Origin of the sequence: Pseudomonas sp. PvP028 (assembly GCF_017832255.1) — a bacterium.
GTDB lineage: Bacteria > Pseudomonadota > Gammaproteobacteria > Pseudomonadales > Pseudomonadaceae > Aquipseudomonas > Aquipseudomonas syringae.
Genome location: NZ_JAFIBL010000001.1, coordinates 2,919,268 through 2,933,321, shown reverse-complemented (window position 1 = coordinate 2,933,321; position 14,054 = coordinate 2,919,268). Strand labels below are relative to the sequence as shown.

At 56.8% G+C, this 14,054-nt stretch carries 12 protein-coding genes; 2 read left to right on the top strand and 10 right to left on the bottom strand.

Annotated features, from left to right (window positions below; genetic code table 11):
• Positions 1-82 precede the first annotated feature (82 nt).
• A complete protein-coding gene (locus JOE34_RS13045; RefSeq protein ID WP_024663594.1) occupies positions 83-1,159 on the top strand; it encodes a diguanylate cyclase in 1,077 nt (358 codons plus the stop codon).
• Between the two features lie 4 nt (positions 1,160-1,163).
• On the opposite strand, the gene JOE34_RS13040 is transcribed toward JOE34_RS13045, so the two are convergent.
• The 5 genes from JOE34_RS13040 to JOE34_RS13020 all read right to left on the bottom strand — a co-directional run bounded on the left by JOE34_RS13040 (position 1,164) and on the right by JOE34_RS13020 (position 8,126).
• Complete coding sequence (locus JOE34_RS13040) at positions 1,164-2,033, bottom strand: hypothetical protein (RefSeq protein ID WP_209995879.1); 870 nt, start codon at positions 2,031-2,033, stop codon at positions 1,164-1,166.
• Positions 2,034-2,727: 694 nt separating this feature from the next.
• Positions 2,728-3,459: a hypothetical protein gene (locus tag JOE34_RS13035; protein WP_024663595.1), complete on the bottom strand. Its 732-nt coding sequence runs from the start codon at positions 3,457-3,459 to the stop codon at positions 2,728-2,730.
• A gap of 183 nt (positions 3,460-3,642) precedes the next feature.
• Complete coding sequence (locus tag JOE34_RS13030; RefSeq protein WP_003320199.1) at positions 3,643-3,912, bottom strand: LuxR C-terminal-related transcriptional regulator; 270 nt, start codon at positions 3,910-3,912, stop codon at positions 3,643-3,645.
• Positions 3,913-4,367: 455 nt separating this feature from the next.
• Positions 4,368-5,684, bottom strand: a complete 1,317-nt coding sequence (locus JOE34_RS13025; protein ID WP_003314515.1) for an MFS transporter — start codon at positions 5,682-5,684, stop codon at positions 4,368-4,370.
• A 267-nt stretch (positions 5,685-5,951) separates the two neighbouring features.
• Entirely contained in the window at positions 5,952-8,126 is a 2,175-nt protein-coding gene (locus tag JOE34_RS13020; protein WP_209995877.1) for a TonB-dependent siderophore receptor, read from the bottom strand.
• Positions 8,127-8,427: 301 nt separating this feature from the next.
• On the opposite strand from JOE34_RS13020, the gene JOE34_RS13015 reads away from it, so the two are divergent.
• Positions 8,428-8,736 (top strand): PepSY domain-containing protein, encoded by a 309-nt coding sequence (locus tag JOE34_RS13015; RefSeq protein ID WP_003393264.1) that lies wholly within the window; start codon positions 8,428-8,430, stop codon positions 8,734-8,736.
• 93 nt (positions 8,737-8,829) lie between these two features.
• Here the strand turns inward: JOE34_RS13015 and JOE34_RS13010 are convergent, their stop codons facing one another.
• The 5 genes from JOE34_RS13010 to JOE34_RS12990 form a co-directional block, all read right to left on the bottom strand.
• Positions 8,830-9,993: a PQQ-dependent sugar dehydrogenase gene (locus tag JOE34_RS13010; protein WP_032659916.1), complete on the bottom strand. Its 1,164-nt coding sequence runs from the start codon at positions 9,991-9,993 to the stop codon at positions 8,830-8,832.
• A gap of 55 nt (positions 9,994-10,048) precedes the next feature.
• Positions 10,049-10,372, bottom strand: a complete 324-nt coding sequence (locus tag JOE34_RS13005; RefSeq protein WP_003418274.1) for a hypothetical protein — start codon at positions 10,370-10,372, stop codon at positions 10,049-10,051.
• A gap of 249 nt (positions 10,373-10,621) precedes the next feature.
• Entirely contained in the window at positions 10,622-11,806 is a 1,185-nt protein-coding gene (locus tag JOE34_RS13000; protein ID WP_032659918.1) for a GAF domain-containing sensor histidine kinase, read from the bottom strand.
• A gap of 113 nt (positions 11,807-11,919) precedes the next feature.
• On the bottom strand, positions 11,920-13,107 hold the full coding sequence (locus tag JOE34_RS12995) for a PAS domain-containing sensor histidine kinase (protein WP_024663934.1): 1,188 nt from the start codon (positions 13,105-13,107) through the stop codon (positions 11,920-11,922).
• Positions 13,097-13,918 (bottom strand): alpha/beta hydrolase, encoded by an 822-nt coding sequence (locus JOE34_RS12990; protein WP_024663935.1) that lies wholly within the window; start codon positions 13,916-13,918, stop codon positions 13,097-13,099. Before JOE34_RS12990 ends, JOE34_RS12995 begins: the two co-directional genes overlap by 11 nt.
• Positions 13,919-14,054 lie beyond the last annotated feature (136 nt).

The following is a 14,054-nucleotide window of genomic DNA, read 5'->3' as shown; positions in this document are numbered from 1 at the left end:
CTAGTGAACGCTCAAACTCCAGCCCTTCGGTCAAGCGGCGTCGATTTCTGACCGATTCGAAAGTAATGTCCGGTAAGAATCTATGAGCACCTATCACCGCAGAGGGATGGCATTCGCCAAGCGGATCTACGCCCCGAGATGCTTCGGTGTAAGCGTTGGCTTTGTGACGGTCGCTGTTTCTCTGTATTACGTGAATACAGCACACTGGGCGTGGTTGTTGGCACTGCTCTACAGCCTCGTATGGCCGCATGTTGCTTACCAGCTCGCAAGAACGTCGCGCGAGCCCTACCAGGCTGAATGGCGAAATCTGCTTTTCGATTCGATGATGGGTGGTTTCTGGGTTGGCGCGATGGGTTTCAGCGCAGTTCCCGGTATAACGGTCCTCGCCATGATGGCCATGCATAACATGGCGGCCGCCGGTCCACGTCTGATGCTGCAAGGCCTGTGCATGCAGGCACTGGGCGTGCTGATTTCGCTGGCCGCGCTCGACCCTGTCGTCAATCTGCATGGCAACATGGCGCAGATCTACGCCTGCCTTCCGGTACTGGTGACCTACCCTATTTTCATCGGCTGGCTGAGCCATCAGGTCACACTCAAACTATGGGAGCACCGCAACATCCTGCGCAAGGTCAGCCGTACCGACAGCCTGACCGGTCTGCTCAATCACGGAGCGTGGAAGGATCTGCTTGACCTGGAGTACGCCAGTAGCCAGAACGCGTATCAGGAGTGCGTCATCGCGTTGATCGATATCGATCACTTCAAGGTCATCAACGACACTTATGGTCACCTGATGGGCGACACGGTATTGCAGAGTATCAGCGAGGCACTGACAGAAAACCTGCGCGATTCCGACCTGATCGGGCGTTGTGGCGGCGATGAGTTCTGCGTCATTTTGCCCGACACCTGCTTGCTTCAAGCAAAGGAAATTCTTGAGCGCCTGCGCCTGGCGATAGATGAAATGACCTACACCCTGCATTGCGATCTCAAGGTCAGCCTCAGTATCGGCATTGCCGCCTACTCCCCTGAAATGCCGGATGCGTCGTCGTGGCTGCACGAAGCAGACAAAGCGCTGTATCTGGCCAAAAGCACCGGCCGCAACCGCGTCGCCAGCCATCAGGATGCGCAACCAGAACTCCAGTCGCTTGGCGCACAAGCCTGATCCGTCAACGCTTATCCTTGAACAGCATGTCGAACAGGGATGAGAGACTCGTGACCCCCATCGCTTTCAGAAACGTCTCGCGCATATCGTTACGCAGGCTTTCCAGAGTTACTTCCTTGGGTTTAGCGGCTTTTTTTACGGAGGTCGTTTCTCGAGAGTCGCCTTCACCTGGCGTGTATTTTTCCTTGGACAGCGTCCTTATGTAGTCACTCTTCTGGCTTTTATAAGTAGTGAAGTCTGCACCCAGTTGTTCGTCCCTTTCCCCCGCCGTTGAAAACCTGTTGATGACTTTTTCCATGAACTCAAAATTATTGTGACCTATGGACCCGTAGTCCTTGTCAGTGATGAAGCGAACGAACCCCTGATCCAGCCGCGTTGTTTTTAACCCATCGCTTTCGGTAATACGCTTGGCGGTGGCCGCGTGCGGCTCGGTAAAACTGTAGAACACCTTGTGGCCTTCTACGTCATATGTTTTGCCTTGGTTATGACGAAGCATTATCCCTCCATCATCACTCTCTCTGTAAGAAGCCAACTGAAACGCCAAGTCATCGACATAGCTCAAATCAGCTCCCTGATCACTCGCCCAACCGTAAACGTCACCCAACAGACTCCGATCATCCCGGGTTAGAAAAAACGTCTGGGGCATGGACATTCCACATTCGGCTTTTCCTAGCATGGGTGCAGAACGAGCAGAGTCCGCGAATCCGAACACCCTGTGTTTCAGGAGGGCCTGGCCGCTGATGGTCACCGCAGAGTCTGGAGAGGTTGATCGGAGGGGGGGATTGGTAATTGAGGGCATGTTTTTTGCCGCTCTTTTATCATCAAGTTGTTGCGCGGCTATCAGTGCATCTGCTCCGGAACTTATGACTCGCATGACGTTGGCTCCTGCCCCGAAAGTTCCCTGGCGGTTATCGCCAGGGATGAACAATCAATACGTTAAATGAAAGGTGACTGTTTCTGGCCCGGCAGGCTTGCTTTGCCAAGGCCCATTGACAGCTTGGTGTTTTATCAAAACATCCGATGCATAGCTGAACCCCAAGCTATTAAATTGATCAGTATCACCTGGCATACCTGGATCAATCTGAATACAGCTCGATTCGTGTACGCCTCCGCGTCTGAAACATATTTTTGCCTGCTCACCCGTACTCTCCGGAAAAGACGTAGCGGTCCAGGAAATCTTTTGCAACCGGGAGTTATTCGCCGCGCCGCGGGGGTAATCAGCCAATCTCAATTGGTGTCGGGAAAACGCACTGTGACCAGGCCCATTGATAAACGTCGGTGTTCGGGTGGTCGTAACAGAATAATCGCCCGCCTGGCTGGCAGCCGACACTAACAACACAAGCAAAGGTGCTATTTTTTTCACAGGTGTTACTCCAATATTTATAAATCAAATTCATCGGCCGTGCGAAAGCCGCAGGCTTGAAAGCATCTGCACGAACCGCTATTTTTTACCATTCACCGAACGCGCTAACGCGCGCTCTGATTAAACATGTTTGTTAGAGAAAACCTAAACCGCTTGTAAAAATCCTATCAACTGACTGGTATAGATACCCACGTCCGAGACCTGATTAGCCACACGCTTGATCAATGGAAAGTTCAAACGATGAGAGGTTATCCAACAGCCACTCAGGCGTATGCCTCTCAAGCAATGTGCCAATGGGCTGCTGCTTTATCAGTGCGCCGTAGAGGGCTTCTTCATGATCGAGGTGTGCTTGCTGAACAGCTCGATAGTTGAGCGGATAGATGCTCTTCTCGATGGGCAATAGCCGGTCGAAGTGTTCGAGCAGACCATGAAAGACGATTCGCCGTTCGACGGTATTGCGCGTGGTAGCTATGAGTTTGACGAAGTACTCACTGTCCTGAGCCCGCAGCGCTTCGCTGGCGGCATAACGCTCGACCAGCGTGTGCGGCGATGGATCATCGAATACGATGCAGCACAGGTCTTCGCGCACCAGGCCTTTGAACGGGTTCTCGGCTTCTGACCGACGGCCGTGCAGCCCGAGTGCAAATTGTACGGCGCGCTCGGCCAGCCATTGACGCTTGCGGCCCTCAAGCCGTGCAATGTCTTCGAGCAAGGGTGACTGACGCCCATGCGAACGAAGCTGCCGACAGAGTTTGGCAAACAGGCCAACGGGGCCGGACAGCTTTGCCTGTTGCTCGGCAAGTTGCGTCACCGAAAGCGCGGACTGCCGGGTTGTCAGATGCTGGAAGTCCGTTGTCATATTAAAATCAGGCCGCTGCGGATCCAGCCGCAACGACGTGTCGGCACCTGACTCGCCCCGAACAAAACAAACAGTCATGAGTGGCTCCTTTTTTATTGTTTACAGTTCGTCGTGCGAGCAGGTTTCGGATAGTCCTTTATGCAGACAGCCAGGAAGCAGTGGCTGACGGCAGTCACAGAGCAGCACGGTATTATTGATTGCACTGCCAAAGTATCAGCAGTGCTTATTGCATTAACAAGTTACAGGTTGCGACAAGACACATTATGTATGTGCTGGCTCGCTGCGCAATCCGACAGATGTAGGGGGTTGGACAGTGTTCCCCGGAAGCAATAGAGATACACACCGGGCCATGAGCTCGGCACGCGTCCTTACCTGATTCTTTCTTAGCAGCGAAGATACGTGATCGCGAACGGTGTAGTCACTGATACTGAGCTGCCTGGCAATTTCCTTGTTCGTACATCCCTGCAACAACAGGCCAAGAACCTCCTGCTCTCTCATTGTCACCCACATGATACTTCCCCTTGCCATCATTTTGCCTAATCGGCAAATTCGTAGGATGTTTCTTACATTCGTCTTCCATGACCTACACAGTAAATCGGCACAGAAATCATTTTATTTAGTCTTGTTTTGCATTAACACAAGATAGCCCTCAAAGCTTCGCAATAAAGCTGCAAGCTGTAAGAAAAATCTTTAATATTTAAATACTGAGGAAACCTCCTACAGTAAATACAGAATAATTACGTATTCCTATTTATCGATGCCATGAATGACCCACCTGACGAAATATTTTCCACGGGCACGAATCAAGGACGCACTAGATAAATAACGTAAACACTATAGAGAGGGGCAAGATAGACTTGAGGAAATGGAATTACAATCACTTGTTACAATTGAACGCGTCTGCACAAGGAACTTTCCGGCCATGTTCGAGCTGCCACTCACCCCTGCAGAGGTGAGCAGCGGGCGTTGCGTCACCCCGCCCGGAGTTATCCGGCTTTACCGCTTGCCAGGTCATCCACCACCATGCCCCGGCGCAGGCCGAATACTGCAGCGGTCATCAGGCCCGTGGCGCCCATGATCAGGCTGTACAGCACACACACCCAGATATTCCAAGGCACCAGGGCAATCAGCAGCAATGGCGTGGTGCTGGCCCAGAAGGCGTAGGCGATGTTGTAAGTGAACGAGATGCCTGACACCCGGATGTTCGCCGGGAACAGTCCGATCATCACCGACGGCACCACACCGACAATCCCGCACGCCAGTCCGGCAATCGCGTAGGCAATGCCCAGTGGCATCCATTGCTCGATGAGGCTGGTATAAAGCACGCCGATGCCCATCGGCATCAGCAGGCTGTAGAACAGGATGCCGCGCCAGGCGCCGATACGGTCGACCAGCATGCCTGCCAGCACGCAGCCTATATTGAGAAACACGATACCGACGGCGCTCAGGGCAAAGGTGTCGCTGGCACTGATACCAAAGCGCTGCTGCATGACAGTCGGAGTAACCACCACCAGAACCACCACTGCTGAGGTCAGCACAAAGGTCAGCAGCGCAGCAGGCAGCAAGGATTGGCGATGATCGCGCAGCACCTGGCCAAGCGGCAGCGCCGGCAGGTGTTCACGCTGGGCATGCAGGGCGATGAACACCGGGGTTTCGTTTAGCCAGCGGCGCAACCAGACCCCAACCACACCGAATACGCCACCGAGCAGGAACGGAATACGCCATGCCCAGTCAAGAATTTCGCCGGGGCTGAAGACCCGCGCCAGCCATGTTGCGGTCAGCGCGCCCAGCAGATATCCGAACGTCAGGCCGGCTTGCAGTACGCCCAGTGCATAGCCGCGGTGCCCCTTGGGCGCGTGTTCTGCTACGAATACCCAGGCGCTTGGCACTTCGCCGCCCACAGCGGCTCCTTGCAGGATGCGCAGCGCCAGCAGGACCAGCGGCGCCCAGTAACCGATCTGTGCGTAAGTGGGCATGACGCCGATCAGCAGACAAGGCAGGGCCATCATCAGAATGCTCAGGCTGAACACGCGCTTGCGCCCCAGCCGGTCGGCGAAGTGCGCCATGAGAATCCCGCCCAGCGGGCGCGCCAGATAGCCGGTCACGAAGATCCCGAAGCTTTGCAGCAGACGCAGCCACTCTGGCATGTCCGGGGGAAAGAACAGCTGGCTGAGGGTCAGCGCAAAGAACACGAAAATGATGAAGTCGTAGATTTCCAGCGCCCCACCCAGCGCGGCAAGACTCAGGGTCTTGTAGTCGCCTTTGGTGAAAGGTTGCGGAGTGGATTGAACGATGGCCGTCATGAAGCCCCCGAAACATGGCTGAAAAGAGCGCCTGACGCTCACAGGGCGCGAAGAATAGCAAAGCTTGCGGGCGCACTGATACGGAGCTGAGGCCTGTAGCGGGAACGATGATCCCGACTATCGTGCGGCGCTCCGCGTCGCATGCCGTTCTGGACGCTCTGCGTCCTCTTGACGACGTAGAGCCTCGAGAACTGCATTGCCATGCGGGAGTATGCCGAACGATCATCTCGACTGTCGTGCCGATGCTCCGCGTACCAGAGCCCTTCGCTAAAAGTTGACGGAGGCTGACAGTCTCGCCGTTCTGGGCGCGCCCATGAACAGGTAGTCGTCACCCAGATACTCTCCGGCATCACGCCAATAGCGTTTGTCGAACAGGTTGTCTACCGTCAGGCGCAGGACCGTGTCGTAGCCGCTGATTCGGGTGCTGTAACGGCTGCCGATATTGAACAGTGCGTAGTCATTGACCTGCACGGTGCCTTTACGGTCAGCGTACTTGCTGGCGCTGTACTGCACGCCGCCGAGCAACGCGAACCCGGGCACCGGCAGGCTGTAGTCGGCTTGCAGGGTGCCACGGTATCTGGGCACATTGAGGGCCTGGTGATCGTCATAGGCCTCGGTGCCGCTGTCTTCAACGCGCGCCCGGATGGCCGCCGCACTGGCGGATATCTGCAGGCGGTCAGTCACCCAGCCACTTGCCCCCAGCTCAAGGCCGGTGTTTTTCTGCTCGCCTTGCTGTACGTAAGTGAACGTACCGTCATCGTTGGGTCTGGAATACTGGTAGGCCTGACGGGCCTGAAACACTGCGGCGGTCAGGCTCATGCGCTGCCAGTCATACTTGACGCCTGCTTCCAGCTGTCGGGATACGGTCGGCGCAAGAATTTCACTGGCATTGGTGGTGAACCACGCTGCCGTCCCGCCCAGCGACAGGCCCTTGCTGTAGCTGGTGTAGAGCGAAACATTGTCCACCGGCTTGTAGATCAGCGCCGCCTGCGGCAGAAACACATAGCGCTCGGTGTGTCGCGCATCACTGCCGTCCTCGTTGAATGCCTGCTCGTCGAGCTGCACCCCGCGTCCGCCCAGCACGGTTTGCCAGTGCTCGTTGAAGCTGATCCGGTCGGTGGCAAACAGCCCGTACTGGCGGCTGTCCAGGCGGCGCTCGGTATGTGCAAGCGCCAGGGTCGAGGGTGCCACCTGCTCAGGTGCCTCATTGATATTGCCCGAGCCGACGAATTCGTTGAAGGTCCCGCGCGTGTCGACCGTGCGGCGGTAGGCACTGCTGCCGAAGGTCAGTTCGTGCCCCAGCGATCCCGTAGTGAATGTGCCGGACATGGCTGCTTCGACTTCATCGTTGCGACGCGTATCGTCCGGGCTGCGGAAATCATAGATGTCATAACCGCCCTCGGCACTGAAATGGTTAGGCACCGCTTGCCCGGCGCAACTGGCCGAGCCGTAACACCCCCACGCAAAGGCACTGTAGTCATCGATGACCACGCGACTGCGCGAAGCACTGAGACTGCCCTTCCAGCTGTCATTGAAGCGATATTCGAAACGTCCGTTCATGTTCAGCGAGTCGATACCGACCGGATTGGACCAGTTCTGGTAGCCCAGCAATTTACGTGGCGAGGCGTCGTGAGGCAGCGCAGTGCCGCCCAGAAGCTGATAACCGGGCACCGAACGCTGTTCTTTGGTCTGGTACTCGACATCGAGTTGCAGCAGGGCGCGCTCGCTGATGTTCCAGTCGAACGCCAGCGAGGCAAAATCGCGCTGGCCATCGGCGTGTTCGACATACGAACGAATGTCTTCATGGGCAAGGTTGGCGCGCAGGCCGAATTGCTGTTCGCTGCCGAACCAGCCCCCGACGTCGGTCGCGATGTAGCGTTCGCCGTGTTCGTTGGTCGAGACCGTGACCGAGCGAACGTCCTGCGCCCGTTTGGTCTGATAATTGATGACCCCACCGGGCTCGGCCACGCCGCTCTGCAGGCCGGAAAGCCCCTTGAGCAACTCGACCTGCTGCTTGTTCTCCAGCGCTACGTTCTGCTCACCGGCAATGCTGCGGCCATTGATGCGATAACTGTTGGCGGCGTTCAACGAAAACCCGCGCACCACAAAGTTTTCGTAATAGCCCACCGGGGCATAGCCGTCGCCGACCGACGCATCGTTGCGCAGTACTTCACTCAGCAGTTTTGCCTGACGGTCCTTGATCAGCGCAGCGTTGAACACTGACACCGAGGCAGGCGTATCCAGCAGTGAAGCCTGATCGAAACCGAAGATCGATGCCCGCTCGGCTTTATAGTCGCCGGTGCTTTCCGGCTCGCTGAACCCAGTGACATTGACCGCATCCAGGCTGAGCACCTCTGCGGCCAGCAACGGCGAGGCAACCGCCATACCCAACGGTAACAATCGCCAGGCGTGGCGCATGGCAGGTCGGTAAGGCGTTCTCATCGAGCAGACTCCGCAAGGACAGATGCCTGGACAGACGCGACGCACCTTCCGGCAGGGGCCAACCTTTTACGTTCACTGTCGGTTTTTTTCAACCTTTACGTGATGCTTTGCCTTTAAACGAAGTGCTGGGGAAAACTTTACTTACGAATCAGCAGAGCGAGACCGGCTTCAAAACGCCCCACACACTTGAATAATTAAGCGTGAATTAAGTAAGCGCGGATAATCTGAGTTCAACAAAACCGCTGAACCAATCAGCGTGTGATGAATCAATCAAGACAGATCAATCAGAAAGGAATACCCCATGAAACTTATGCCTGCCGTTTTCGCCGCTGTTGCCCTCACTGCTGTTGCAGGTGCCGCCCAGGCTGACGTTGGTCCCGATGAAGTGATCCGCCTGTACAAGTCCCAAGCGTTGGGTGACTTTGAACAGTTCAACAAGAATGCCGTTGCCAAGCACCAGGGCTTCACGGTCAGCGATACCGAACTGGACAAGGACCGCACCGGCCGCCTGATCTATCAGATCGAACTGAAAGACGCCAAGGGTGTGGAGTGGAACTACGACGTTGATGCCAAAACGGGCGAAGTGGTACGTGACGCAAAAGATAATTGATCCGACTGCTTTACCGATTACCACCGCAAGCAACTCATAAGAAAATTCCCACAATATTGTGGGAATTTTCTTTTTCAAGCGGTTAACAGTTTATTACTGAGCCAAGCCCACTTTCAGCAGACTGCCCTTATCGTCGTCGGTCAACAGATACAAGTAACCATCCGGTCCCTGACGAACATCACGTATGCGCTGTTTCATGTCTTTCAACAGACGCTCTTCATGAACGATCTTGTCATTCTCGAACTGCAGCCTGATCAACTCTTCAGTGGCCAGCGCACCGATGAATACACTGTGATCCCATGCCTTGAAAAGGCTGTGGTCATAGAACGCCATGCCACTGAGGCCCGGCGACACTTCCCAGACCTGGAACGGAATTTTGGTTCCTTCGACAACCTTGCCCTTGGACTCCGGAATCGGCTGACCCGAGTAGTCGATACCGTGGGTCGCGATCGGCCAGCCATAATTCGCGCCACGCTCGATGATATTCAGCTCATCACCGCCCTTGGGACCATGCTCATTGGTCCACAACGTCCCGGTCCAGGGATCCAGCGCGGCGCCCTGCTGATTGCGATGGCCATAGGACCATATCTCGGGGCGTACGCCCTTCTGGCCCACGAACGGATTGTCTTTCGGTACGCTGCCGTCCGGGTAGATGCGCACGATCTTGCCCTGCAGCTTGTCCAGATCCTGCGCAGTGGGGCGCTGATTGTTTTCGCCCAGCGCGATGAACAGGTAACCGTCGCGATCGAAGACCATCCGCGCGCCGAAGTGGTTGCCCACCGACAGTTTCGGTTCCTGGCGGAAGATGACTTCGAAGTCTTCCAGACGGGTCATGTCCTTGGACAGACGACCACGCCCTGCGGCAGTGCCGGCGGTATCGCCCTCGGCGGCGGTCTTGCCGCTGCCCTCGGAGTAGGTCAGATAAACCATACGGTCCTTGGCGAAGTCCGGTGACAGCACGACATCGAGCAGACCGCCCTGCTTTTGCGCCCAGACTTGGGGCACCCCGGAAAGCGGTGCGGATAATTTGCCATCCGCCGACACCACGCGCAGGTTGCCGGAACGCTCTGTCACCAGCATGCCTTGCCTGTCAGGCAGAAAGGCCAGCGCCCACGGATGATCCAGACCTTCGACAACAGGCGTCACCGTGACGGTGCCCAGCTCGCTTTTGTAGGACTCCGTAGCGGCGCTGGCCGTCAGTGGCAGGCTCAGAATGGCTGCAGTACACAATGTCGCGATCAGGGTTTTTCTAAGCATGAGCGTTTCCTTATGCATTGAGTCGACGTCCGCAAGGGTTCGCCGGGTTGAAAATTCAGTTGCCGCGCTTGGGGTCGGTTATCGGAGTAGTAGAAGGACGTGGCGTGTTCTGGCGCGTAGGGTAGCCGTTGCCGATGCCACCGTTTTCCAGAGTGGGCTTGCGCACCGGCGGCGCAATGTTGGGGCCTCGGGACGGTGGCACGCTGGACTCGGTGCCTTGGCGGCTGTTGGGATTGGCACGGTGAATCGGGCTGTTATAGGGGTTGCTGCTGGCACCGTTGTTGAGGGTGCTGTTTGGCAGCGTCTGCGCCTGGACCGCACCGATGCTGCATGACGCAACAAGCACGCCGCCGACAAGATTGCGCACAAAACTGTTCATCACTACCTCTGGGCAAAGTGAAACTTCGGAGTAACCGTGAAGGCTCAGGCTTTTGATGGCAACCCGGGCCTCAGGTTCGACGCGACACTGTCGATGAGCAAGCAAAGCGCTGGGAGAGTTTGTAACAAGGATGGTCAGGGCTGTCGAAACCGAACGACGCAACGGCCTGCATTCCAAGGTTTGCGGAGCCCAAAAAAACACTTGATGAGCAGCCTGTGCGCTCAAAAGGCACAGGCTGGCGCAGGGTGCCTACGCAGTTTTCAACGGCATGCTGAAGGTAAAGACCGTGCCCTGCTCGCGCGTCGAGCACACCTCAAGCGTACCTCCATGAGCGATGGCTATCTCGCTGGCGATGTACAAGCCCAGTCCGAGCCCGGCTTGCGGCTCGTCGGTGATGGGTCTTGAGTACGGCAGGAACAGTTGCGCACGAACCGATTCAGGTATCGGCTCTCCCTGATTGGTAACGCTGAGCACAAACACCTCGCCATGCACGCCTGCCGTCACTTCCACCGGGCTCTCGGCATCACCATGGCTGATCGCGTTGGACACCAGATTGGAGAGCAATTGCGCGATTCGCTCGTGATCGCAGCGGATACGCTCCAGCGCGCCTATGTTCGAGTGAATCGGCCGCGACGGGTGAACACGCTGCACCTCTGAAATCACATGTTCCAGGGTTTTATCCAGGCCGGGCGCCTCATGGATACTGAGAGGAATGCCATGACCCATGCGGCCACGGGCAAAATCGAGCACGTCATCGACCAACTGCGAGGCGCGCTGGCCAGAGGTCAGGATGTGTTGCACGACCTGCTGGGCCTTTTCGTCCAGCGGACGGCGCAGCAGCAGTTCGGCACTGGCATTGATGGCAAACAGCGGGTTGCGCAGGTCGTGCCCCAGCACGGCGATAAACTGCTCGCGCAGCTCAGCCACCTCACGTTCGGCGAGCAGGTCTTCACGCGCCTGTTGCAGGTTTTCCTCGGCCTCGATCTGCAGCGCCAGAAGACGTGCGAACGACACCATCATGGCCTCGATGGGCGTACCGATCAGCTTCGCCGGCTTGGGATCCAGCGCACAGATAGTGCCGAAAAAGGAGCCGTCGGAAAGAAAGATCGGCACCGAGATATAGCTCTGGAAGCTGTACAGACGTGGTGTTTCATGCGCACAGAACAACGGATCTTCAGCGACATGATCAATCACCACAGCCTTGTGGGAGCTGCGAATCTCGTGGCAGATGGTGCTGCTCAGCTCCAGCTCGCCGCCGGGTTTCAAACCGAAATCGAGCTTGTCCAATACCGCACAGGCCGTCCAGGTGGTTTCGGTTACACGCGCCACGGCGGCGAAACCCAACCCGGTGGATTCGGCAATGACTTGCAGGATGGCCGGCACCGCGCTGATCCGACTGATCGTGGCCACATCATTTGAAAGGGATCGCCGCATGTAGAACCTGTATGAGCCTTGATGTGATGACGCAGCTCGTAAGTTTAGAACTGTAACGATTTTTCTGCACCCGTGAATAACACCGGTTGATCGTCAATCTGCATGAAACCTGATCAAACCTCGGTTTTCGCCGGGGGACGCGGAAACGCCACGGTGAAGGTCGTGCCCTCTTCAGCCGAAGAACGAACCGTCACATCGCCCAGATGGGCTCGAACGATCTCGCGCACGATAAACAGCCCGAGCCCGACGGTGCGGGTCTCGTCACTGTCGCTGACCACGCGTACGACGGGCTCGTACAGGTCGTCTACCTTCTCCATGGGTATCGGTTCACCAACGTTGTGCACCGACAGTTTGATCATCCAGGTGTCGAACGACGACGTAATCAAAACCTCGCCGTCGTCGGTGCCGTAATTGATGGCATTGCTGACCAGATTGCCAAGCATCTGCAGCAGGCGGTCAGGATCAGCCGAACACGCGCCCTGCCCTTCGCTGCGATGGGTCAGCACCCGATCCGGGAAAACCTGGCGCAGCTCTTCGACGCCACGGGCGACGACTGCGTGAAAATCGACAGGCTGAGGTACGACGGTAATGCCACTGCCGACCCGGGCGTGGGTGAAATCCAGCAGGTCGACAATCATGCGATCGGCACGGTCGGTGGAATGGTTGATGTGTCCAAGAATCCGCTCTTGGCGCGACTCCAGCGGCGTGCGTTCCAGCAGCCCGGCAGCCATCTTGATCGCGGCCAGCGGGTTGCGCAGGTCGTGGCTGACGATGCCAATCATCTGTTCGGCAAAAATAGCCCGGATCTCCGCCTCGGCATGCGCCAGACGCAAGCGATTACGCGCCGAGGTCAGCTCGCTCTGCACGGTCATCTGCTGTTGCAGGAGCTCCTCGGCGATCTTGCGGGCAGCCAGCAGTTCGCGCTCGTACTTGTTGCGCTCTTCGGCCAGGAACACGGCAACTTCATGCAAATACCCCGACGGGTACTCGCGGCGGACGGCATTGAGCATCATCGGAATGGGGCGGCCATCGGCATGAATCAGCTCGACCTTGACCTCGGCAATTGAACCTTGTGCCAGCAGTGTGGGTGCCCAGTGAGTCTGCAGAAAGGCCTTGCCTGCCAGACTCAGCAGTTCCTGAAAGCGGCGGCCCACAACAGCGTCGCGCTCCAGCCCCAGCCATCGGCAAAACGTCAGGTTGGCGCGCTCGATAGTGCCGTTGGGCAACGTGATCAACAGACCACAGGGCGCATGCTCGTAGAGATCTCCCGTAACAGGCAGACTCACCTGTTCAACGGTCATGTGCGGCGCTCTCGTAAGAGGCCAGAAACTGATTCATCGCAGTAATGCATTCCTGGGCTGCGCTCATGTGTGGGTAATGCCCTACGTTGTCGATCATGCGCAGGGTGCTGTCGGTAATGACGCGGTGCAAATATTCACCCACCTCGACTGGCACCACCATATCGTCGCTGCTTTGCAGAATGAGTGTTCTGCTCTTGAGTTGCGCGACATCTGCACGATGGTCGGATAAAAACGTCACGCGGGCAAACTGTCTGGCGATCTCGGCATTGGTGCGACAGAAACTGTTGGCGAGTTCTTCGCTCAGTTCAGGCCGGTCCGAGGCGCCCATGAGTGCGGGCGCCATGGTGCTCGACCAGCCAAGGTAATTGCTTTCCAGCGTCTCAAGCAACGAATCCACATCGGCGCGAGTGAATCCCCCCATGTAATCTCCCTCGTTGAGGTAGTGCGGGGATGGACCAATCATGATGTGACCGTCGAACCGGCCGGGCGACTGAAGCTCGGCCAGCACGGCAATCATGCAACTGACCGAATGACCGACGTGCACCACCGGCCCCTCTGCGGCGAACTCGTTGACCACTTGCAACAAGTCAGTTGCATAGCCCTTGAGCGACGAATACTTGTGCGGATACCAGGCCGACACATCAGAATTGCCGTTGCCCACCAGGTCGAACAGCACGACCTTGAAGCGCGCTGCGAAGTGCGGCGCCATAAAACGCCACATGTTCTGATCGCAGCCGAATCCATGAGCGAAAATCAGAGTGATCGGTCCGTCGCCTGAAATATTGACGTTGTTGCGCTGCTGGACCGACATGTCGGGCTCCAAAAATGGCCAGGTAAACGGCTGGGTATGTGCATACCGTGATAAAGATGAGAGGAGGTTATCACCGTTAAAGGCACATTAGTGGCACAAACCGCACTTTAAGGCAGGAGCGTCACGAACTGCATGC

Excerpts from the sequence above, each read along its gene's own strand:
- JOE34_RS13045 (WP_024663594.1), top strand. The coding sequence starts at position 83 with ATGAGCACCTATCACCGCAGAGGGATGGCATTCGCCAAGCGGATCTAC.
- JOE34_RS13040 (WP_209995879.1), bottom strand. The coding sequence starts at position 2,033 with ATGCGAGTCATAAGTTCCGGAGCAGATGCACTGATAGCCGCGCAACAA.
- JOE34_RS13035 (WP_024663595.1), bottom strand. The coding sequence starts at position 3,459 with ATGACTGTTTGTTTTGTTCGGGGCGAGTCAGGTGCCGACACGTCGTTG.
- JOE34_RS13030 (WP_003320199.1), bottom strand. The coding sequence starts at position 3,912 with ATGATGGCAAGGGGAAGTATCATGTGGGTGACAATGAGAGAGCAGGAG.
- JOE34_RS13025 (WP_003314515.1), bottom strand. The coding sequence starts at position 5,684 with ATGACGGCCATCGTTCAATCCACTCCGCAACCTTTCACCAAAGGCGAC.
- JOE34_RS13020 (WP_209995877.1), bottom strand. The coding sequence starts at position 8,126 with ATGAGAACGCCTTACCGACCTGCCATGCGCCACGCCTGGCGATTGTTA.
- JOE34_RS13015 (WP_003393264.1), top strand. The coding sequence starts at position 8,428 with ATGAAACTTATGCCTGCCGTTTTCGCCGCTGTTGCCCTCACTGCTGTT.
- JOE34_RS13010 (WP_032659916.1), bottom strand. The coding sequence starts at position 9,993 with ATGCTTAGAAAAACCCTGATCGCGACATTGTGTACTGCAGCCATTCTG.
- JOE34_RS13005 (WP_003418274.1), bottom strand. The coding sequence starts at position 10,372 with ATGAACAGTTTTGTGCGCAATCTTGTCGGCGGCGTGCTTGTTGCGTCA.
- JOE34_RS13000 (WP_032659918.1), bottom strand. The coding sequence starts at position 11,806 with ATGCGGCGATCCCTTTCAAATGATGTGGCCACGATCAGTCGGATCAGC.
- JOE34_RS12995 (WP_024663934.1), bottom strand. The coding sequence starts at position 13,107 with ATGACCGTTGAACAGGTGAGTCTGCCTGTTACGGGAGATCTCTACGAG.
- JOE34_RS12990 (WP_024663935.1), bottom strand. The coding sequence starts at position 13,918 with ATGTCGGTCCAGCAGCGCAACAACGTCAATATTTCAGGCGACGGACCG.